General features: G+C 45.2%; 23 protein-coding genes. 13 read left to right on the top strand and 10 right to left on the bottom strand.

What is annotated here, in order from left to right; genetic code table 11:
- The 8 genes from RHEIN_RS21235 to RHEIN_RS12235 form a co-directional block, all read left to right on the top strand.
- Positions 1 to 203: hypothetical protein (locus RHEIN_RS21235; RefSeq protein ID WP_008899289.1), on the top strand; the 203-nt coding region annotated here is incomplete at its 5' end.
- Positions 204 to 205: 2 nt separating this feature from the next.
- Positions 206 to 847 carry an HvfX family Cu-binding RiPP maturation protein gene (locus RHEIN_RS12265; protein WP_008899288.1) on the top strand — a complete coding sequence of 214 codons (642 nt, stop codon included), beginning with the start codon at positions 206 to 208 and terminating at the stop codon, positions 845 to 847.
- An 89-nt stretch (positions 848 to 936) separates the two neighbouring features.
- Entirely contained in the window at positions 937 to 1,497 is a 561-nt protein-coding gene (locus tag RHEIN_RS12260; RefSeq protein ID WP_008899287.1) for a sigma-70 family RNA polymerase sigma factor, read from the top strand.
- Positions 1,490 to 2,200, top strand: a complete 711-nt coding sequence (locus RHEIN_RS12255) for a DUF3379 family protein (protein ID WP_008899286.1) — start codon at positions 1,490 to 1,492, stop codon at positions 2,198 to 2,200. The genes RHEIN_RS12260 and RHEIN_RS12255 overlap by 8 nt, the downstream gene beginning before the upstream one ends.
- Before the next feature lie 465 nt (positions 2,201 to 2,665).
- Positions 2,666 to 3,310 (top strand): adenylate kinase, encoded by a 645-nt coding sequence (gene adk, locus RHEIN_RS12250; RefSeq protein ID WP_008899285.1) that lies wholly within the window; start codon positions 2,666 to 2,668, stop codon positions 3,308 to 3,310.
- A 51-nt stretch (positions 3,311 to 3,361) separates the two neighbouring features.
- Entirely contained in the window at positions 3,362 to 4,360 is a 999-nt protein-coding gene (gene hemH, locus RHEIN_RS12245) for a ferrochelatase (protein ID WP_008899284.1), read from the top strand.
- A gap of 2 nt (positions 4,361 to 4,362) precedes the next feature.
- Positions 4,363 to 4,743, top strand: a complete 381-nt coding sequence (locus RHEIN_RS12240) for an MAPEG family protein (RefSeq protein WP_008899283.1) — start codon at positions 4,363 to 4,365, stop codon at positions 4,741 to 4,743.
- A 3-nt stretch (positions 4,744 to 4,746) separates the two neighbouring features.
- Positions 4,747 to 5,493 (top strand): alpha/beta fold hydrolase, encoded by a 747-nt coding sequence (locus RHEIN_RS12235; RefSeq protein ID WP_050801189.1) that lies wholly within the window; start codon positions 4,747 to 4,749, stop codon positions 5,491 to 5,493.
- Here RHEIN_RS12235 and RHEIN_RS12230 read toward each other — a convergent pair.
- The gene (locus tag RHEIN_RS12230) at positions 5,490 to 5,972 is read right to left on the bottom strand and encodes an Hsp20 family protein (protein ID WP_008899281.1); all 483 of its coding nucleotides are present in this window, start codon (positions 5,970 to 5,972) and stop codon (positions 5,490 to 5,492) included. The genes RHEIN_RS12235 and RHEIN_RS12230 overlap by 4 nt on opposite strands.
- Before the next feature lie 134 nt (positions 5,973 to 6,106).
- Positions 6,107 to 6,715 carry a thiol peroxidase gene (gene tpx / locus RHEIN_RS12225; protein ID WP_008899280.1) on the bottom strand — a complete coding sequence of 203 codons (609 nt, stop codon included), beginning with the start codon at positions 6,713 to 6,715 and terminating at the stop codon, positions 6,107 to 6,109.
- 145 nt (positions 6,716 to 6,860) lie between these two features.
- Here tpx and RHEIN_RS12220 point away from each other — a divergent pair, with 145 nt between their 5' ends.
- Entirely contained in the window at positions 6,861 to 7,892 is a 1,032-nt protein-coding gene (locus RHEIN_RS12220) for a response regulator (protein WP_008899279.1), read from the top strand.
- Positions 7,893 to 8,852, top strand: coding sequence for a sensor domain-containing diguanylate cyclase (locus RHEIN_RS12215; RefSeq protein WP_008899278.1), 960 nt, complete (start codon positions 7,893 to 7,895; stop codon positions 8,850 to 8,852).
- A gap of 55 nt (positions 8,853 to 8,907) precedes the next feature.
- Here the strand turns inward: RHEIN_RS12215 and RHEIN_RS12210 are convergent, their stop codons facing one another.
- The 4 genes from RHEIN_RS12210 to RHEIN_RS12195 all read right to left on the bottom strand — a co-directional run bounded on the left by RHEIN_RS12210 (position 8,908) and on the right by RHEIN_RS12195 (position 14,462).
- Positions 8,908 to 10,410, bottom strand: a complete 1,503-nt coding sequence (locus RHEIN_RS12210) for a SpoVR family protein (RefSeq protein ID WP_008899277.1) — start codon at positions 10,408 to 10,410, stop codon at positions 8,908 to 8,910.
- Positions 10,411 to 10,433: 23 nt separating this feature from the next.
- Complete coding sequence (locus RHEIN_RS12205) at positions 10,434 to 11,702, bottom strand: YeaH/YhbH family protein (protein WP_008899276.1); 1,269 nt, start codon at positions 11,700 to 11,702, stop codon at positions 10,434 to 10,436.
- Between the two features lie 21 nt (positions 11,703 to 11,723).
- Positions 11,724 to 13,646, bottom strand: a complete 1,923-nt coding sequence (locus tag RHEIN_RS12200; RefSeq protein WP_008899275.1) for a PrkA family serine protein kinase — start codon at positions 13,644 to 13,646, stop codon at positions 11,724 to 11,726.
- Between the two features lie 231 nt (positions 13,647 to 13,877).
- Entirely contained in the window at positions 13,878 to 14,462 is a 585-nt protein-coding gene (locus tag RHEIN_RS12195; RefSeq protein ID WP_008899274.1) for a Fe-Mn family superoxide dismutase, read from the bottom strand.
- A 225-nt stretch (positions 14,463 to 14,687) separates the two neighbouring features.
- Between RHEIN_RS12195 and RHEIN_RS12190 the strand changes: the two genes are divergently transcribed.
- Positions 14,688 to 15,026 (top strand): Grx4 family monothiol glutaredoxin, encoded by a 339-nt coding sequence (locus RHEIN_RS12190; RefSeq protein WP_008899273.1) that lies wholly within the window; start codon positions 14,688 to 14,690, stop codon positions 15,024 to 15,026.
- 58 nt (positions 15,027 to 15,084) lie between these two features.
- Here RHEIN_RS12190 and rnt read toward each other — a convergent pair whose 3' ends face one another.
- Positions 15,085 to 15,762: a ribonuclease T gene (rnt, locus tag RHEIN_RS12185; RefSeq protein ID WP_008899272.1), complete on the bottom strand. Its 678-nt coding sequence runs from the start codon at positions 15,760 to 15,762 to the stop codon at positions 15,085 to 15,087.
- 131 nt (positions 15,763 to 15,893) lie between these two features.
- On the opposite strand from rnt, the gene RHEIN_RS12180 reads away from it, so the two are divergent.
- Positions 15,894 to 16,760: a flagellar protein MotY gene (locus RHEIN_RS12180; protein ID WP_008899271.1), complete on the top strand. Its 867-nt coding sequence runs from the start codon at positions 15,894 to 15,896 to the stop codon at positions 16,758 to 16,760.
- Between the two features lie 20 nt (positions 16,761 to 16,780).
- Here RHEIN_RS12180 and RHEIN_RS12175 read toward each other — a convergent pair whose 3' ends face one another.
- The 3 genes from RHEIN_RS12175 to mnmC are packed head-to-tail and all read right to left on the bottom strand — an operon-like array spanning position 16,781 to position 19,666.
- The gene (locus RHEIN_RS12175; protein WP_008899270.1) at positions 16,781 to 17,218 is read right to left on the bottom strand and encodes a response regulator; all 438 of its coding nucleotides are present in this window, start codon (positions 17,216 to 17,218) and stop codon (positions 16,781 to 16,783) included.
- The gene (locus RHEIN_RS20710) at positions 17,203 to 17,817 is read right to left on the bottom strand and encodes a response regulator (protein ID WP_158005485.1); all 615 of its coding nucleotides are present in this window, start codon (positions 17,815 to 17,817) and stop codon (positions 17,203 to 17,205) included. Before RHEIN_RS20710 ends, RHEIN_RS12175 begins: the two co-directional genes overlap by 16 nt.
- 10 nt (positions 17,818 to 17,827) lie before the next feature.
- Complete coding sequence (gene mnmC, locus RHEIN_RS12170; RefSeq protein WP_008899268.1) at positions 17,828 to 19,666, bottom strand: bifunctional tRNA (5-methylaminomethyl-2-thiouridine)(34)-methyltransferase MnmD/FAD-dependent 5-carboxymethylaminomethyl-2-thiouridine(34) oxidoreductase MnmC; 1,839 nt, start codon at positions 19,664 to 19,666, stop codon at positions 17,828 to 17,830.
- Between the two features lie 166 nt (positions 19,667 to 19,832).
- Here mnmC and fabB point away from each other — a divergent pair, with 166 nt between their 5' ends.
- Positions 19,833 to 21,047 (top strand): beta-ketoacyl-ACP synthase I, encoded by a 1,215-nt coding sequence (fabB, locus tag RHEIN_RS12165; protein ID WP_008899267.1) that lies wholly within the window; start codon positions 19,833 to 19,835, stop codon positions 21,045 to 21,047.
- The last annotated feature ends 89 nt before the right edge of the window (positions 21,048 to 21,136 follow it).

Below are 21,136 nucleotides of genomic sequence, written 5' to 3'. Positions count from 1 at the left end.
GTGGCGCTCACCCTTTGGGCCAAGGCTTCGCGTTGTTAAAAATTGCTCCTGACAATTTTTTATTCGCAGCCATCCGTGGCGCTCACCCTTTGGGCCAATGCTTTGCATTGTTAAAAATTGCTCCGGGTAATTTTTTATGTACAAGTGAAAGATTTTCCGCTGCTCACCTGTCTCTTATCACAACCATAGTATGCAGAGCCTGATTGTGATCCAACAAAGCATTCATTTTTACCAGAACGCAGTAGTTAAACTACAGCAACTGGACTTTATTCCATTGTTATTGCTGCGGTTGTATTTAACTCCAGTGATGATGCAGGCGGGCTGGACTAAGCTGCAAAACTTTGACAGTACCTTAAGCTGGTTCGCCAATCCGGATTGGGGTTTAGGTTTGCCTGCGCCAGCTATGTTGTTAGCGCTGGTGATTTTGGTTGAACTCGGTGGTGGTTTTGCTTTGCTATTGGGTGTGTTGACCCGAATCACAGCGTTGGGATTAAGTATCACCATGGTGGTGGCTATGCTGACTGTGCATGCGAAAAACGGCTGGCTGGCGATAGCTGATGCGTCGAGCTGGTTGGCTGATGGCACTATCTTCCTGAATGAAACTGTAATGGCTGCTCCCGACAAGCTGGCCAAAGCCAATGAACTCTTGCAGCAACAACCTGATTACGACTGGTTGATCTCCAGTGGCAAGTTTGTCGTGCTCAATAACGGTATTGAGTTTGCCGCAACTTATTTTGTGATCTTGCTGGTGTTAGTTATTTATGGTGCAGGGCGCTGGTTAAGTCTGGATTATTGGCTCAGCCGCAAAGCTACTAAAGTGATCACAGAACAGCAGGTGGCGCCTTGAGTTTTCTTCAGTCTATGTCCTATAGTGAGCAGCCAGAACCAACAGAACCGCCGGACACTGGGCTTTTAGCGACAAGGACAAAAAAACGAATGTGGTGGTCCACTGACAAAGTAGCGGCAAAAAAGCAGCTAACTGAGAAAGAGCAGCGGCAGCATAGTTATATGCAGCTGGTTCGTCTCTATCATGCCGATTTATATCGCTATAGTTGCTGGATTTGTCGTAGCGCTGATATAGCGCAAGATTTGGTACAGGATACCTATTTGCGAGCCTGGAAAAGTATTGATCTGCTGCAAGACGAAGCGTCGGCTAAAGCCTGGCTTTTTACTATTTTACGCAATGAAAACGCCAGGCGTTTTGAACGTAAACAGTTTCAGTATCAGGAGGTGGAGCAGGATTTATTACTGGATGAACACCAGGTTAGTCCCGAGCAACTCTATTCACAGCAGCAGTTGCTGAAGCAAATTGAGAGTTTAGAAGCAGAGTACAGTGAACCTTTGATCCTGCAGATTATTGGCGGCTTTAGCGGTGACGAAATAGCGCAATTGCTGGAACTGAACCTCAACACTGTGAATACCCGTTTGTTTCGCGCTCGTAAGCAATTACGGGATCTGTTAAACCATGGACATGTCAGGGAGCAAAAAAATGGATGAGTTAGAAGTTCGCCGTCGCTTGCTGACCGACCCATATCAGCTCACTACTGAACAGTTAGAGCAGTTGCAGCAAGATCCTGACAGTCAGCAGTTTCACCAGGATGTACTAAAACTGGATCGGCAGATCAAACAACTGTTAAGTCCGCCCGTGCCAAAAGATCTGGAAAATGCATTATTGATGCAGCAGCACAAACACAAACAGAAACAGCAGAAACGCTTTTATCAGAATCTGATTGCTGTAGCGGCTTCAGTGGCTTTTTTAGCTGGTTTCGCGCTGAACTGGTCATTTTTTATGTATGGCTCACAAAGCCTGGGTGAAAACTCTCTGGCTCATGTTTATCATGAAGAGCCTTATATGCAGTATATGACGACGGCTTTGTCTTTATCCGATGTGAACGCCAAACTGGCTGAATTTGATGCCAGCCTTGCTGAAAATAGCCATGCCGTTGTTTATGCCAACTTCTGTAACTTTCGTGGCACCCGCTCTTTGCATCTGGTGCTGGATACTGAACAAGGCCTGATGACAGTTTTTGTGGTACCAAAACAGAACTCATTAGATTTTGAAGCAGAGTTTCACGACGATAAATACCAGGGGCGTAGTATCAACAGCCATAAAGCTATTTTGGTGATGGTGAGTGATAAAGCTGAAGTATTGCAACGGGGCGAGAAGCAACTGCTTCAACAGCTGCAATTTAAAGCCTGAGCAAAACAGGGCTTCGGAACTTTTTATGTGCTTCCGAAGCCTTTCTTTATGAAATTCTCCGTTTTATTGATCTCTATCAATTCTGCAGCCTGTGATTAAGGTGTTTTTGTTTTAATTCTTTTTAAATCAAATGATTGTGTTTATCTTGTGTTGGTGGTTATTTCATCAGTAATACAATTTAGTTTTCAACACTTTGTTGGTGATGTTAGGCTCAAGCCTAATAAATACGCACTACCTTAGTCGAATAGCTTACTGTCTTTATTCGACTTTTTTGCCTGCCAGTCCTATTTCCGCTCTGGAGATGGCCCAATCGGCTGTTGTAGCAAGTTATCCTACCAAAGTAGGCTTGACTTGGGCCGATCAGGTAAGACAAGCAGACAAATTCCTTGTCTGATGATGCACATTATGTAAAGATTCATCCCTTATAACAAATGGATTAATCCCAGGTTAATTGAGGATCTTTGTATGCGTATTATTTTGTTGGGTGCCCCGGGTGCTGGTAAAGGAACTCAGGCGCAGTTTCTGATGAACAAGTATGGGATCCCACAAATTTCGACCGGTGACATGCTGCGTGCTGCTATTAAAGAAGGCACAGCTTTAGGTCTGGCTGCTAAGCAAGTGATGGACGCAGGTCAGCTCGTGTCTGACGATTTAATTATTGGCTTAGTGAAAGAACGCATCAGCAAAGAAGATTGTGCCAAAGGCTTCTTACTGGATGGTTTCCCGCGCACTATCCCACAAGCTGATGCAATGAAAGCCAATGGTGTAGTGGTTGATCATGTGATTGAATTTGATGTGCCGGACGATGTGATTGTCGAACGTATGAGTGGCCGTCGTGTGCATCCTGCTTCAGGTCGTGTATATCATGTGACTTACAATCCACCCAAGCTGGAAGGTAAAGATGACTTAACGGGTGAAGATTTAGTGATCCGTGAAGATGATAAAGAAGAAACAGTTCGCAAACGTTTAGGTATTTATCACGAGCAAACTGAACTGCTGGTGGGTTATTACCGTAAAGAAGCTGAACAGGGCCGCACTCAGTACCACCATATGGTGGGGACTTTGCCAGTTGAGCAAGTCAGTGCGAAACTTGAAGCCTTATTAGGTTAACAATTCAAGCTTCAGTAAAGCCCACTTAGAGTGGGCTTTTTTAGGATCATAATGACTAAATTAGCTTTACCCCTATCCGAGTATGCTGTGGTGCTGGTCAATTTAGGAACTCCGGCCGCTCCAGAAGTCCCTGAAATTAAAGCTTATTTAAAGCAGTTTTTGTCTGACAAACGTGTTGTAGATTACCCGGACATTCTGTGGCAGCCTTTACTGCGTGGCATTATTTTACCTTTTCGCAGCCGCAAGGTGGCTAAAGCTTATCAGTCTATCTGGTGGCCTGAAGGTTCACCGCTTCGGGTGATCACCGAACGTCAGGTAAAAGCTCTGGGAAAACGTCTGGAGCTGACAGAAACACCAGTTCAGGTCTGTTATGCCATGACCTATGGTCAGCCTTCCATCGGCAGTACTTTAGAGCGACTCTGCGAGTCAGGTGTTAAACGTATAGTAATTTTACCGCTCTATCCACAGTATTCGGCTACGACCACAGCGGCTATTGCTGATCAGGTCGCTGATTTTGTTAAACAAACCCGCAATTTGCCGGAAATACGTTTTCATAAGCATTATCACCATCATCCGACCTACAGAGCCGCATTAGCGGGTTCTGTGCGCAGTCATTGGCAAAAACATGGTCAGGCAGAGGCGTTGTTATTGTCCTTTCATGGTATTCCGGAACGTTTTGTGCGTTTGGGCGACCCGTACCAGCAACATTGTCGTGAAACCGCAGTCAATTTGGCCGCTGATTTGGGCTGGCCAGCGGAAAAAGTCATTGTCAGCTTCCAGTCCAGGGTTGGCAAAGAGCAGTGGCTGACGCCTTATACAGACCAGTTACTGGAAGAATTACCTGGCAAAGGCATTAAAAACCTGCAGGTATTAAGCCCTGCTTTTGCGGCCGACTGCCTGGAAACTCTGGAAGAACTGGCGGTGGAAAACAAAGAAATTTTTATGCACGCAGGCGGTGAAAGTTATCAGTATGTGTCAGCGCTGAATGACTCTCCTTGTCATATCCGTTTATTTGAGCAGATAGTTCTGCAACAACTTCAAGGTTGGTAAGTGTGACTTTAGCTATTACGTCTTTTTATGCCGCTGTTCTGGCGTTGATTTATGTGGTTTTAGCTGTACTGGTGATACGGCAACGTTTTAAGTGTCGTGTCGGTCTTGGCACAGGCAAAGAGCCCCAGCTGTTACAAACAGTACGGATGCACGGTAACTTTGCCGAATATGTGCCATTTCTGCTGATCCTGGTGGCCTTAATGGAACTACAGCAAAGCCCGGTCTGGCAACTGCATCTGGTGGCTGGTTTAACTTTAGCAGGCCGTGTGTTGCATGCTGTTGGCTTATGGCAGAGCAGCGGTACTTCGGTGCCGCGTTTTTTAGGCATGATCTCGACTTTTGCGGCACTCATTGTTGGCGCTGTATTTTTGTTGCTGAAGTGATCTATGCAGACCACAGTGCTGATGTTGCACAGCTCTTTATCCAGCGGGAGGCAATGGCAAGGCCTTAAAATGGCTCTGAAAGCAGAGTATGAAGTTCTGAACCCGGATCTGATGAGTTACGGTACTAACAGCATCAGCTATCCACGGCCTATGCGCCTCTCTGATGAAGCCAGTCATCTGTGGCCATTGTTGCAAGGGAAACCCGAAAGCTCCGTGATACTGATTGGCCATTCTTTTGGTGGAGCCGTGGCTTTGCATATGGCCAGAACCAGGCCAGAGCTTTTTAAAGCCGTGCTGGTGTTTGAACCTGTGGCATTTCATCTGCTTAAAGACGCAGAACCAGACTTGTATCAGCAAGTTCAGCACTTAAGCCAACAAATGCTGAATGTCAGTGCAAAAGATGCGGCAGCGCTTTTTATCGACTACTGGCAGGGAAATAGCTATTTCGCCAATTTACCGTCCGTGATGCAACAAAAGCTGACAGGGCAGGTTGGCAAAGTGGCCGCTGATTTTGAAGCTTTAAGTAGCGAGCCTGCTGAATTGGCTGATTATGCCAACGCCATTCGTTGCCCTGTGTTGTTGCTCAGTGGCGAACACAGCCAGTTGTCGGCACAACGTCTGGCCAGAATGCTGGCTGATACCTTACCTTGGGTTGAGTTTCAGACTGTAAAAACGGGCCACATGGGGCCCGTTACAGATGCAGAACTGGTGAACTCTGTTCTGCTTGAGTTTATTCAGCGCTTAGCTTAGCTATTGCTCACCTGGGATAAAGGTTCATCCAGCAGTTGTGGTACTACTTTTACTGTTGGCTGTTGATTGATGCTGATTTTGCGTGGTTTTAATGCTTCAGGTACTTCACGTACCAGCTCAATATGCAACAAACCATGGCTCATCTGCGCGCCTGTCACTTTAATATAGTCAGACAGCTGGAACTTACGTTCAAAGTTACGCTCAGCTATGCCCTGATGCAGGAAACGGCGACCTTCGGTTTTGTCAGCTTTCTGACCACGCACTACTAAGTTGTTGTGTTCGGTTTCAATGGATAACTCAGCTTCATCAAAGCCGGCAATAGCCATGGTAATGCGGTACTGATCCTCACCTGTCACCTCAATATTGTAAGGTGGATAAGCTGGCTGCTTTTCGTTGCGGGCAGCGGCATCCATCAGGTTGGCTAAATGATCAAAACCAATAAATGAGCGGTAAAATGGGCTGAAATCTACTGTATGCATGTTTAAAATCCTCTAAAGCAATTTATCTGTTCTGCTCTTCAATTGAACGAGCAATTTAAGCAGGTGCCGGATGGCCACCTGCTTACTAGATAAGTGCACTTAGAGAATTTTCAAGAGAGGGCCAAGCAAAAAAATTAAGATTTTTTACCGGTAATTTGTGCAAGTGCAGCCATGCTGTGGGCATAATCGGGCTCTTGTGCCAGAGCTGGTACTAATTGTTGATAGGCCAAATTGCCTTTAGGATCAATAATTAACACTGCACGAGCCAGAATGCCCATGTCTTTGATCAACAGGCCGTAGTTGCTGCCAAAATCACGCCAGACAGCGTCAGACAGCACCATCAACTGGTCAACCTTTTCCTGAGCACAGTAGCGTTTTTGTGCAAATGGCAGGTCAGTAGAGATGGTCATCATCACCACATCCTCTGAGACTTTGCTGACTTCCTGATTAAACCTTTTGGTTTGCAGCGAACAAATGCCGGTGTCCACACTAGGCACTACGCTGATCAACACAGTTTTGCCTTTAAAATCACTTAACTGAATTGTTTTGAATTTGTCGTCTACTACTTTGAAATCAGGAGCCTGTTGCTGCAGTTGCACAGGATGACCTTGTAACTCAACCGCTTTATTGCCTGCTTTTACTTCAGATAAACGGCTTGGTAGTTGTGCATTTAAATCGACGGCCCAGACTGCAGGGCTAATAGCCAGACAACAAATGATAGTTTTTATCAAATTTAATGACATTCGGATGTCTCCCAGATTGGTAATACGGTTAAAAGTGAAAAAAATAGTAGGTGTTGGTTATTTTTTGTCAGATACTACACTGGGTTAGCGCAGAGCCATCTTTCTGACTACACTGGAAAATAACAATACGTGAAGTGAGCCGTAAATGGTAGCAGCAGTTTTGATATGTGACGATTCCAACCTTGCACGTAAACAAATGGCAAGAGCTTTACCTGCTCAGTGGCAGCAAAATATTCAATTTGCGGGGCACGGCGGCGAAGCTTTAGACATTTTACAGCGTCAACCTATCGATTTACTTTTCCTCGATTTAAATATGCCCATTCTGGATGGTTATCAGGTGCTCGCCGCCATTCAGCAGCAACAGATCCAGGTGAAAACCATAGTGGTATCCGGGGATATTCAGCCGGAAGCGCGGGAGCGGGTTTTATCTTACGGCGCTTTAGATTTTATTAAAAAGCCTGTGGATCAACAAAAACTGAATCATGTATTGGGGCTGGTTGAGCAAAAAACTGTAGAGCAGCAAGAAGAAGCCAAAACTGAACCTAAGGTTTCTGCGGCCAGGAACACAGGCTCTTTTGTTTTATCCAATGATTTACGCGACGTGTTTCAGGAATTAAGTAATGTAGCCATGGGCCAGGCAGGTGATTTGTTGGCGCGCCTGCTGAACGTCTTTGTCAAACTGCCTATTCCCAATGTAAACGTGATTGAAGTCAGCGAGTTGCACATGGCTATCGCCTCAGTGGAGCAAAAGGAAAATACCTCAGCTGTCTGTCAGGGCTTTATCGGCGGTGGTGTGGCAGGTGAAGCGCTGCTGATTTTAAATGACTCCAGTTTTGTTGATATAGCGCGGTTGATGCAATATGACGGTGAGCTGACCACTAAGGTCGAGCTTGAACTCTTGATGGACATCGCAAATATTCTGATTGGTGCTGTGCTCAAAGGCCTGGCCGAACAAATTGATATGACCTTCAGTCAGGGCCATCCTGTGGTGTTAGGTCAACATGCCCCGGTCAGCGAGTTGATTAAAGCCAATGCCAGGCGCTGGCGTCGTACTTTGGCGATAGAAATAAGCTATGGTATTGAAAACTATAATATCAGCTGTGACTTATTACTGCTGTTTACTGAAGACAGCATCAAAACCCTGAATTATAAAGTCGAATTCCTTCTGGAAGATTAAATGTCACAAAACAGCGTAGATGTATCTGAAATCCACTGGTTGATGGACATGTTCCAAACGGTTGACGTTGGCCTGGTGGTGTTGTCTGCCGATTACCGCATCCAGGTGTGGAACGGCTTTATGGAAAATCACAGTGGCCTGACACCTCGTCAGGTGCGCGACAGATATTTGTTTGATTTATTCTCAGAAATAGATGAAGACTGGTTACGTCGTAAATGTGATCCGGTTATTTTACTGAAAAACCGTGCTTTTACTATTTGGGAGCAACGGCCTTATATTTTTAAATTCCGTAATTACCGTCCTATCACTGGCTCTGCTGAATACATGTACCAAAACAGCACTATATTCCCGCTGAGCGATACTATGGGCAGAGTGACCCACCTGTGTCTGATTATTTATGATGTCACTGACGTGGCTGTCAGCCGGTTAGAATTGGAGTCAATGAATGGTCAATTACGCACTTTATCCAAAACAGACTTCCTGACCAATTTAAATAACAGAGGCTTCTGGGAAGAAGCGCTGATCAATGAATACAAGCGGATTAAACGCAGCGGTCATCACAGTACATTACTGATGTGCGATATTGACCACTTTAAACGGGTGAATGATACCTATGGCCATGCGGCTGGTGATGCGGTGATCCAGCAGGTTGCAGTCGCTGTGAAAAAAAATCTGCGTAGCACCGATGTGGCAGGGCGTTATGGCGGAGAAGAGTTTGCGGTGTTGCTGCTGGACACCACTGTAGAGCAGGCGATGTTTTTCGCCGAACGCTTACGTAAAAACGTCGAAGCTATGGCGGTGGAGTTTAATCAACAAATACTGCGGGTAACAGTCAGTATAGGTTTGGCTGAATTCCATGAGGAAATGGATGAGTATCGTGACTGGATAGAAGCTGCAGATAAAGCTTTATATCAATCCAAAGCTGCAGGGCGAAATTGTATTACCAAAGCTGAAAAATAATGGAGTCAGATCACATTGTTAACAGTTAACAATGTGATCTGACTCCATTTTAAGTTTACACAGGACAGCTGCCTAAGAGTTTTATGCTGCCATCTTCGTTTTGTTGCTCCAGCTGCACATTAAAGCCCCAGAGCCGGTGTACGTGCTTCAGTACTTGCTGGAAGTTATCTGCCAGTGGAATACGTTTATTGGGAATAAATCTTAAGGTTAAGCTGCGATCTCCTGCGATATCCGCACTATACACCTGAATATTAGGTTCAATATTGCTTAAATTATACTGAGCCGACAAAGTTTGACGGATCTGCTGATAACCTTCAGCATTATGGATGGCGGCCACTTCCAAAGTACTTTCTTTGTCATCATCAGTGATGGCAAACAAATGAAAATCGCGGATAATTTTGGGCGATAAATACTGGCTGATAAAGCTCTCGTCTTTAAAGTTCTGCATGGCAAAATGCAAAGTCTCCAACCAGTCAGAGCCAGCGATATCCGGAAACCATTCTTTATCTTCTTCGGTCGGATCTTCGCAAATACGGCGTAAATCAGTAAACATGGCGTAACCCAGAGCATAGGGGTTAATACCCGAATAATATTTGCTGTGGTACTCCGGTTGAAACACCACATTGGTGTGATTGTGCAGCACTTCCAGGATAAACTTGTCTGTCACTAAGTTCTCCTGATACAGATGCTGCAGAATAGTGTAATGCCAGAAGGTGGCCCAGCCTTCATTCATCACTTGTGTTTGTTTTTGTGGATAAAAGTACTGCGAAATTTTCCGCACTATACGCACAACTTCACGTTGCCAGGGTTTGAGCAGCGGCGCATTTTTTTCAATAAAATACAAAATGTTTTCCTGAGGTTCAGACGGAAAACGGTATTCATGTTCTGCGGATAAATCACCTTTATTCGGAATAGTTTTCCACAGCTGATTCACCTGAGATTGCAAATATGCTTCGCGGTCTTTCTGGCGTTTTTGCTCTTCGTCCATCGAAATTTTTTGTGGTCTTTTGTATCTGTCCACACCGTAATTCATCAGCGCATGGCAGGAGTCCAGCATATCTTCCACTTCGCTGATGCCGTATTTTTCTTCGCACTGACTTAAGTACTGTTTGGCAAAGACCAGATAGTCGATAATGGATGAAGCATCTGTCCAGGTACGAAATAAGTAGTTGTTCTTAAAAAAAGAATTATGACCATAACAGGCATGCGCCATCACCAGCGCCTGCATTGTCATGGTATTTTCCTCCATCAGATAAGCAATACAAGGGTTGGAGTTAATCACAATCTCATAGGCCAACCCCATAAAACCGCGTTTGTAATTTTGTTCGGTCTGGATAAATTTTTTGCCATAAGACCAGTGGTTATAACCTATAGGCATACCTACACTGGAGTAAGCATCCATCATTTGTTCTGCAGTAATAACTTCAATCTGATTGGGGTAGGTATCCAGTTTATAAAGTTTGGCCACCCGCTCAATTTCGGTCTGATACTGCCCCAGTAACTCAAAACTCCAGTCCGGGCCATCGGATAAAGGTTGTTTTTGTTCAACAGAAGACATAAGCAACTCCCTGAAGTCAGTAGCTAAGCGGCCTGTTTTTTGAAGAGTTCGCGAAATACAGGATAAATGTCCGCTACTTGCCGTATCGGCTGAATGGCAAAATTATCAAAACTTTGCTGCAATTTTTCGTACTCCAGCCACAGGCTTTGGTGGGGGCGTGGAGTAATTTCTATATAAGCGTAATAACGCACAAAAGGCAGGATCTGCTGCGCCAGCAAGTCAGCGCATTGCGGACTGTCATCGGCCCAGTTATCGCCATCTGAGGCTTGCGCTGCGTAGATGTTCCACTGTGCCGGGTCATATCTGTCTTTGACAATGTCGGCCATCATTTTTAGCGCGCTGGAGACTATAGTGCCACCAGTTTCTTGTGAGTAAAAAAACTCTTGCTCATCCACTTCTTTGGCTTGGGTATGGTGACGGATATAGACCACTTCGACATTTTTATAGCTGCGGCTTAAAAACATATACAGCAGTATATAAAAACGTTTGGCCATGTCTTTTGTCGCCTGATCCATAGAACCCGATACATCCATCAGGCAAAACATGACGGCTTTGCTGGTGGGTTCTGGTCTTTTCTGAAAATTGCGAAAACGTAAATCAAAGCTGTCGATAAAAGGTACTGCGCCTATTCGTTTTACAAGCAGCTCAATTTGTTCCCGCAGTGCCATTAACTGGTGTTGATCCGGCACAGGTTCGGCTTCTACCAAAGCTAATTGGGCTTCCAGTTCATGCAACTCACGTTTTTTACCTGCCGTCATAGCCACACGGCGGGCTAAAGAACCTTGTAAAGAACGTACTATATCTATATTGGTGGGCACGCCTTCAGAGCGAAAACCGGCCCGCACATTTTTGTATTGCACCAGCTTATCCAGCTGATTTTTTTTCAGGTTTGGCAATTCTAAATCTTCGAACAACAAATCAAGGTATTCATCTTTAGATATCGAAAACACAAATTCGTCTTCGCCTTCACCATCAGCACTGGCATCACCCTGACCTGAACCTCCACCTTGTCCACCTTGAGGACGCTTGATTTTATCACCAGGGCTGAATTGATCATTACCCGGATGCACACGTTCTCTATGGCCGCCCTGACCCTGATGGAAAAAAGGTTCTGTAATGTCTTTGCCAGGAATAGAGACTTTTTCACCATTATTGATATCAGTCACACTACGTTTGCTGATGGCATCAGACACAGCTTGTTTAATTTGTTGTTTATAGCGGCGAATAAAGCGCTGTCGGTTGACAGCACTTTTGTTTTTGCCATTCAGACGTCGGTCAATAAAATGCGCCATACAACCTCCAAGGCTCTGACCTTACTGCGATTTGCGAACCCGTAAATACCACTCGCTGAGTAAGCGCACTTGTTTACGGGTGTAGCCTTTCTCCATCATACGGTCGACAAAATCATCATGCTTTTTCTGATCGTCTGTAGAGGTTTTGGCATTAAAGGAAATCACAGGCAACAGCTCTTCTGTGCTGGAGAACATTTTTTTCTCTATCACAGTGCGAAGTTTTTCGTAGCTGGTCCAGGTTGGATTTTTGCCATTATTTTTGGCTTTGGCCCTAAGGACAAAATTGACGATTTCATTGCGGAAATCTTTTGGATTACTGATACCTGCTGGTTTTTCAATTTTCTCCAGCTCAGCATTCAGTGCAGCTCTGTCAAACAGCTGGCCGGTTTCAGGGTCACGATATTCCTGATCCTGGATCCAGAAATCAGCATAAATCACATAACGGTCAAAAATATTCTGACCATATTCAGAATAGGACTCTAAATAAGCGGTCTGAATTTCTTTACCAATAAACTCAATGTATTTTGGAATTAAATAACCTTTTAAATGTTCCAGATAACGCTCTGATACATCGGAAGGGAATTGCTCCCGCTCTATCTGCTGTTCCAGCACATAAAATAAATGCACAGGGTTAGCGGCCACTTCGGTGGAGTCAAAGTTAAACACCCTGGATAAAATTTTAAAGGCAAAACGGGTGGATAAACCCGACATGCCTTCATCGACACCAGCGTAATCGCGGTATTCCTGATAGGACTTGGCTTTGGGGTCCGTGTCTTTTAAGCTTTCGCCATCATAAACCCGCATTTTTGAATACAAACTGGAATTTTCCGGCGCTTTTAAACGGGATAATACTGCAAACTGCGCCAGTGAGGTTAAAGTAGCTGGAGAACAAGGTGCAACTTTTAACTCACTGTGTTCCAGCAGTTTTTCATAAATTTTGACTTCTTCTGACACGCGCAGGCAATAAGGTACTTTGACAATATACACCCTGTCTAAAAAGGCCTCATTGTTTTTGTTATTTCGGAAGGTTTGCCATTCTGATTCGTTACTGTGCGCCAGAATAATGCCTTCAAAGGGGAGAGCGGCTAAACCTTCAGTGCCGTTGTAATTACCTTCCTGAGTGGCTGTTAACAGGGGGTGCAGCACCTTGATCGGTGCTTTAAACATCTCGACAAACTCCATCAGGCCCTGATTGGCGCGGCATAAAGCACCAGAGTAGCTGTATGCGTCAGGATCGTTTTGGGCAAAGTGCTCCAACTGACGGATATCCACTTTACCTACTAAGGAGGCTATATCCTGATTGTTTTCATCACCAGGTTCGGTTTTGGCAATACAGATTTGGTCCAGTATAGAAGGGTATTTTTTTACCACTTTAAACTGGCTGATATCGCCGTTAAATTCATGCAGCCGTTTACTGGCCCATGGCGACATAATGGTTTTCAGGTAACGTTTGGGAATGCCGTATTCCTGCTCCAGAATATTGCCGTCCTCGTTCACATCAAACAAACACAAAGGGCTGTCGTAGACAGGGGAGCCTTTGATGTAATACACAGGAACTTGCTGCATCAGTGATTTAAGCTTTTCTGCCAAAGATGATTTACCACCGCCGACAGGGCCTAACAGATATAGAATTTGCTTACGCTCCTCCAGGCCCTGAGCAGAGTGTTTCAGGTAGGAGACAATTTGCTCTATCGCGTCCTCCATGCCATAAAACTCAGCAAAAGCCGGATAACGGCCAATCACACGGTTGGAAAACAGGCGGCTGAGTTTAGAGTCCTGCGCTGTATCAATCAGCTCAGGTTGACCTATAGCCATTAACAAACGCTCGGCAGCGCTTGCATAACAACTTTTGTCATTTTTACACAGTTCCAGATATTCCTGGATGCTGTATTCCTCTTCTTTGGCTGCTTCGTATCTAGATTTGTAGTGCTCAAAAATGCCCATAGTGCACCTCCGAAACTGGTCTGTGGGAACTGAATGCAAATAAAGCCACTGATGTAAGGTTAGACAGTAAAAAAGCGCTTCGCTCAACTAATTCACAGAAATATATGAATTTTTTTTGTAGAGTTCTGTGCACAGAACAGGAAAGCAGGTGACGGATGTCGGCTGGGTTTTAAATGGGTACTAATAATAAAGCCCGGAAAACCGGGCTTTATTTTTTACAGCAACAGCAAATTAAGCAGCGAAGTTTGTCGCAGCAAATTCCCAGTTGATTAATGCCCAGAAGGCATTTAAGTAAGTTGGACGTGCATTACGGAAATCGATGTAGTAAGCATGTTCCCACAGATCCACAGTCATCAGTGCAGTCACTGAGCTATCCGTTAATGGTGTGCCGGCATTGCTGGTGTTGACGATATCTAAAGAACCGTCTGCTTTTTTCACTAACCAGGTCCAGCTTGAACCGAAGTTGTTCACGGCTTTGTCGTTAAAAGCGGTCTGGAATGCAGCAAAAGAGCCCCACTGAGCCGTAATTGCATCGCCTAAAGCGCCAGTTGGTTCACCGCCACCATCTGGTGATAAGCAGTTCCAGTAAAAGGTGTGGTTCCAAATCTGAGCGGCATTGTTAAAAACAGGGCCCTGAGAAGTACGGATAATGTCTTCTAAAGACTTACCGGCGAATTCAGTACCTTCAACCAATGAATTCAGTTTCACAACATAGGCGTTATGGTGTTTGCCATGGTGATAATCCAGAGTTTCAGGAGAGATATGAGGTAATAATGCGTCTTTTGCGAAAGGTAATGCTGGTAATTCGAAAGCCATTGTCGTTCTCCGTAGGCGTTGTTTATGGGGTCTGCATCGCGTAGACTACAAAACCTGACTAAATTACTCAAGTTTTAGTCGTGAGTTTTAAAGCTTGGGCTTAGCGCGATACAAGTGTCTGCTCATAATAATCTTGGGGCATTTTGTGAAATCTCAAGTGCGAAACGAACGAACTCAGCGTAAAATGAGACAAATTTTTAAACCCAGTAGTGCCAGAGGCTGAAAATGGAAACCATTGAGAAAATTAAACAACAGTTGGCTGATAATCCAATCATTATTTACATGAAAGGTTCACCAAAATTACCGAGTTGCGGTTTTTCAGCTCAGGCTTCTCAAGCCCTGATTGCATGTGGCCAACCTTTTGCGTTTGTCGACATTCTGCAAAATCCGGATATCCGTGCTGAATTACCAAAATATGCCAACTGGCCAACTTTCCCACAGTTGTGGGTTGAAGGTGAGCTGATTGGTGGTTGTGACATTATCCTGGAAATGTTCCAGCGTGGTGAATTGCAGCCGTTGATTAATGAAACTGCAGCTAAATTTAACAGCGAAAGCGCTGAATAAATTCTCGTCTGAAAGAAAAAGGCAGCTTCGGCTGCCTTTTTTGTATCAGCAAAACGGGTCAGGCCGGGTCTGATTCCGTACTTTCTTCCTTTTCACAATCGTCCATCAGCATAGGTGGCGGCCAGCCGCCCAGTTGATGCCAGCGATTGACTATGTAGCAAAAGAGTTCAGCTGTGCGTTCTGTATCATACAAAGCGCTGTGGGCTTCTTTGTTGTCAAAATCAATACCAGCCTGTTTACAGGCTTTCGCCAAAACTGTCTGACCTAAGGCCAGCGCAGATAAAGTAGTGGTATCAAAAGATACAAAAGCGTGAAAAGGCGAGCGTTTTAATTTAATTCGATCAATGGCTGCATTTAAAAATCCCTGATCAAAAGCAGCGTTATGAGCCACGACTACGGCACGCTGACAGTCCGCATCCTTCTGCGCTTTACGTACTGCGCGACAAATTTCGGTCAGGGCTTCCCGCTCTGAAACCGCGCCACGAAGCGGGTTGTAGGGGTCTATACCATTAAAAGCCAAAGAGCTTGCTTCCATGTTGGCCCCCTCAAAAGGTTCGATATGAAAATGCAAAGTCTGGCTTGGAACAAGCATGCCTTTTTCGTCTATAGTCAACAAAGTTGCAGCGATTTCTAACAATGCATCTGTTTTTGCATTAAAGCCTGCGGTTTCTACGTCGATAACAACAGGGAAGTAGCCACGAAAACGTTGTGCTAACGGATGTAAAGCTTGAGTCATAAGACCTGTGTCCTGATAAGATTGGCAGGTATTATGCCAAATAAATTGCAAAGCGTCTTGTTTGAGTACCTTGTTTGTCCTGGTTAAAGGTGAAAAAACAACGGGTTGTTGAGATGAAAAAAGGGAAACCTATGCGATATAAGCTTTGGCTGGTGCTGTCTTTGCTTTCTGCTGCTCAGGCAGAGGCCGGATTACGTCAGTATTCAGCCACACTGGATCAATCCAGTTGGTCTTTGCAACACAACACACCTTTGTTGTGCGAACTAAGTCATCCCATTCCTCATTTTGGTGAGGCTTATTTCCGAAGCGAGGCTGGTAAAGAGCTGAATATGCAGTTTGAACTCAATATGCTGCGTTTGCCTGATCATTATGCTTTAGCTGAAGTGTTGTCTGTACCGCCGGTATGGCGTCCGGGCGAGCAGGCCAAAGCCATCAGCAGTATGAAAATACTAAAACAGTTTGATGGTGATTTAGGTAAAGCCGAAAGCTGGACTATGTTGACGGAGCTGGAACAGGGGTACAGCCCAACCTTTTATTTCTCCGACTGGTACAGTCCTTATGACAGAATCAGTGTGTCACTAAATCCGGTGCATTTTATGGGCGCTATGGACCAGTTTACCCAATGTGTCAGTTCGTTGTTACCTTACACTTTTGATGATATTGCTTTTACTGTATTGACCTATGAGTCAGGTGGCGCTGAGCTGAGCAAAGCCTCGAAAAAACGACTGGATCAAATTGCTTTGTATCTGAAGTATGATCAGAGCATTGAAAGTATAGATATTCAGGCCTACAGCGATTCCTACGGCGGCCGTTGGATGAATGAGCAGTTGTCGATAAAGCGGGCAGAGTCTATTAAAGAGCGACTGATTAGCTTTGGTCTGGAAGAAAGCAGAATTCGTACTGAAGGTTTAGGTGAAAAGCGTCATGTGGCCTCCAATGAGAGCTCATTAGGCCGTGCCAAAAACCGTCGAGTGGTGATTCAGATGGAAAAACCCTGATTTTTTTAAGGGTTTTTTAGTTAAAGACTGGTCTTGTGTTGTTTATCGTAGAAGCGTTCAAATTGCCTGAGTACCGCCATAATTTTGTCAGCGCTAAAAGGTTTCACAATAAATGACGCAGCGCCAGCAGCTATGCTGGCTTTTACATTTTCCAATGTGCTGACACCACTGACCATCACCACAAAACAATCAGGTTTTTGCTGTTTAAAACGCTTGAGCAAGTCAATGCCTGAGCCATCAGGCAGCTCAATATCCAGAAAAACTAAATCCGGGCTTTGTTGGCTAAAGGTTAATAACGCAGAAGAAGCGTTATGGGCCTGAAAATAACTAAAGGATCTGTATTTCAGATCGTTGTGGGAAAACAGGGCAGTCAGATTGTGGCGTAACAGTTGTCTGTTGTAGTCAAGATCGTCCACCAGCAGTATTTTTTGATCCCGTACTTTTATCTTAGCTTGCATGCCTTACATTGCTCCAAAAACCAGATTGCACGGGGAAGTTTTTGTTCTGCCGGAATCGTATTCCAGCTGGTTTGAAATTGGTGAGCCAGTTCACTGATGTTTTCCAAACCAAAGCAGCCAGCGCTGCCTTTAAACTGGTGCACTATAGCCGCAAACTCCTGCCACTTTTCTTGTGAAGCCAGTAATTCCAATTGTTGCAAAGATTGTTCTACATGGCTGATGTAGGCTTCTTTCAGTTCGGCAGGTACCTGTAGCGAAACTGAAGGGCTCACTTCAAATTGAGCCAACTGCTGCTGTACCTGCTGCCAGTGTAATGGTTTTTTCAGCACTAAATCAAAACCAGTTTCTGTGACTTCTTCAGCCGACATGGCCACTATAGGACGATCAAAGCCGAGCTGACGCAACATTTGCATAGCACTGATACCATCCATGATCGGCATCTGAACATCCATCAGTATTAAGTCGTGCTGATAACTTAATGCCTGCTGCACTGCGGCATCGCCATTTTCTACCCAGCACACCTGATAGCCTGCTTGTTGCGCTTGCAACTGAAACAGCTGCGCCAGTAACACATCATCTTCAGCAAAAAGTAAATTCAAGTGCACCATCCTAGGCCTTAAGCCGAAGATACCTTTGGATATCAATGCTATCCAGTTGTTGTATGGTTAAAGGTAGAGGCTCTTTAGTAAGCGCGCAAGCTAATATTTCAGCCAGCAGTGGTGCCCAGGTTAAACCCCGTGCGCCCAAAGCGCCAAAACGCCAAAGATGGTTCTGCTGACCAAGCACAGGCATATGATCCGGCACTGTAGCGCGTAAACCTGCTTTGGCTGATATCAGTTGCACATCGACAAACCAATCGGGCCTGTTTAGCGTCTTATTCACCAAATCAAGGTTTTGCTGATCATCTTCTGCCAGCACTTGATTGTGCCCACTGCTGCGGTCAAAGGTGGCGCCAACACAATGCAGTTGCTGATGAGCCGGAGTGATATAACCCTGATGGCAAACCACAGTTTTCAGTGGCGCCATAGTCTGGCTTTGCAGATGACTGACCTGACCACGGATTTGCCGAAGCGGAAAAGACTCCTGATGATCGAGACTGTTTAACGCCGCACCAGTGGCCAGTACCACTGTAGTTGCTTGCAAAGTTCCGGCTGAAGTTTCCAGCATACAATGCTGCTTGTGCTGAGTGATCTCTTGCACTTGAGTGGTGTAGCTAATGTTGACGCCTTGGCTGCCAAGCCATTCTGCCAACTTCTGGCAATACTCCTGGGGGCATAACCAGCCTGCGGTTGGAAAAAATAAGCCGTCATAAGGCAAAGGTAAACCAGCAATCTCATAAGCCTGCTCTTTAGTCACAGCGCTAAACAGGCCACTTAAGGCAAAAGGCTGTTGTTTAATTTTATGCTGGCGTTTGATCAGGTTGTCGTTGCAGGCCAGTGTTAATACGCCACACCAGTCGGCAGATATGGCTAATTTTTCAAGCCAGAGGGCATAAAATTGGCGGGCATACAAAAAACTCTGGCAGCTTAAAGAAGACATCAAATCGTAAGTCGCATGCAGGTTAGGGTACACAGCACCTTGACGGTTGTGGGAAGCGCCTAAACCCGCTTCTGCGTCAGCACAAAGCAATTGTACCTTCACTCCCTTTTGCCTTAATGCGAAAGCAGCATTGATCCCAGCCACACCTGCACCGATGATAGTCACGTCAGAAGGCGGATACAGATTCAATTCCGCTGCATTTTCCGCACTGGCAATCAACATTTCGCGTTTTTGGCCATGGCCTTTGGTTTTTTTCGCTGAAAAGCCTGCGTCGTTTAAGCCACGACGGACAAAACCAGCACAGGTAAAAGTTGAGGCTGTGGTGTCCCTATGGCTTAATCTGAACATCTGATCAAACAAATTCTGCTGCCACATATCCGGGTTTTTACTTGGCGCAAAGCCATCTAAAAACCAGGCATCTACCTTATTCTGCTCTGGTACTTGCGGTAGCAGTTCATTGACATCACCCAACCATAAATCAAGCACCACAGAGCCGCCATCAAAGGTCATGCGATGCGGACCGGGCAGGGCCAGAGGATAGCTTTCTGCAAGCAAGGTTGTGAGTTCTGCCAGCTGTGGCCAGGCCGCTAAGGCTTTGATTAAGTCAGCTTTACTGAAGGGGTATTTTTCGAAGCTGCTGAAATACAAACGCTGACAGTTTTTGGCTTGGGTTTTGTATTGGCGAAAGCGCAGCCAGGTCAGCAGAAAGTTTAAGCCAGTGCCAAAACCAGTTTCAGCGATATGGAAAAAAGCGCGTGGGTGAGTAAACCAACGTTCTGGTAGCTGATTTTTATGCAAAAACACATAATCGGTTTCGTCCAGGCCACCAATGTCGGAAAAATAAATATCGCCAAACAGGTCGGAAACCGGTGTGCCAGCGTCGTTGTAGTGAACTTGTGCCTGTTGCAACTGAAGTAGAACCCTATCGAAAAAGAATAAGGTATTGTAACTTAGCCGCAATACAAATAGATAATAGTGTACAACTGTGCGCTGAAAGCGGACCAGTTTCGAAAAGAAACTCCGTACAATGTGGCGCAATTACTAAAAGACATCCGATTTTTTGTTTGGAGCAAGCATGAAAAGAGCAGTGATCACAGGGTTAGGCATAGTTTCCAGTATTGGTAACGATCAACAGCAAGTGCTGGAATCGTTAAAAGCCGGGCGCTCCGGTATTAAAGCGTCACAGGAATTTGCTGACATGGGCCTGAGATCACAGGTCTGGGGCCAGATTCAAATAGATACTGCCGCTTTAATTGACCGCAAAGCGTTGCGTTTTATGGGTGATGCAGCTGCCTACGCTTATATCTCTATGCAACAAGCTATTGAAGATGCAGGCTTAACTCCAGAGCATGTCTCAAATTTCCGCACTGGTTTAGTGGTAGGTTCTGGTGGCGCTTCCTCTAAAACTCAAATTGAGGCTGCAGATACGTTACGTGAAAAAGGCGTCAAACGTGTTGGCCCTTATGCTGTTCCTAAAACTATGTCGAGCACCTGTTCGGCTTGCTTAGCTACTCCTTTTGAAATCAAAGGTGTGAACTACTCCATCAGCTCAGCTTGTGCCACCAGCGCCCACTGTATTGGTCATGCTGTAGAGCTTATCCAGTTAGGCAAACAAGACATTATTTTTGCCGGTGGTGGTGAAGAAGTGCATTGGACCTTAGCTATGGAATTTGACGCTATGGGCGCCTTGTCGACTAAGTACAACGAAACGCCTGACCTGGCGTCCCGTACTTATGACGCTGACCGTGATGGTTTTGTGATCAGCGGTGGTGGCGGTATTTTAGTGGTTGAAGAGCTGGAACATGCGCTGGCCCGCGGCGCTAAAATTTATGCTGAAATCGTCGGATACGGTGCAACTTCAGATGGTTACGATATGGTTGCTCCAAGTGGTGAAGGCGCCGTACGTTGTATGGAAATGGCAATGAAAGATGTCAAAGGTCCCATCGATTACGTCAATACCCACGGCACCAGTACTCCTGTGGGAGATGTAAAAGAATTAGGTGCTATTCAGCAAGTTTTTGGTGGCAAATCTCCTGCCATCAGTGCAACCAAAGCCATGACGGGTCATGCCTTAGGTGCTGCTGGTGTACACGAAGCTATTTACTCGCTGTTGATGATGGAACATAACTTTATTGCTCCTTCAATCAACATCAATACACTGGATGACGCCGCTGCTGGTTTAAATATTGTGACTAAAGCGACAGAAGCTCAATTGACCACTGTGATGTCAAACAGCTTTGGTTTTGGCGGTACTAACGCGACTTTAGTGATGCAAAAATACCAGGGTTGATTTTTTCCTGATTAAAAAAACGCTGCCTGATGCAGCGTTTTTTTTGGTTGGTCAAAAATTCAGAAATCCGATAGCTCAAAGCACAGAGC

Source organism: Rheinheimera sp. A13L (genome assembly GCF_000217935.1).
In the GTDB taxonomy this organism is placed as follows: domain Bacteria; phylum Pseudomonadota; class Gammaproteobacteria; order Enterobacterales; family Alteromonadaceae; genus Pararheinheimera.
This window is presented reverse-complemented; position numbering and strand designations above follow the sequence as displayed.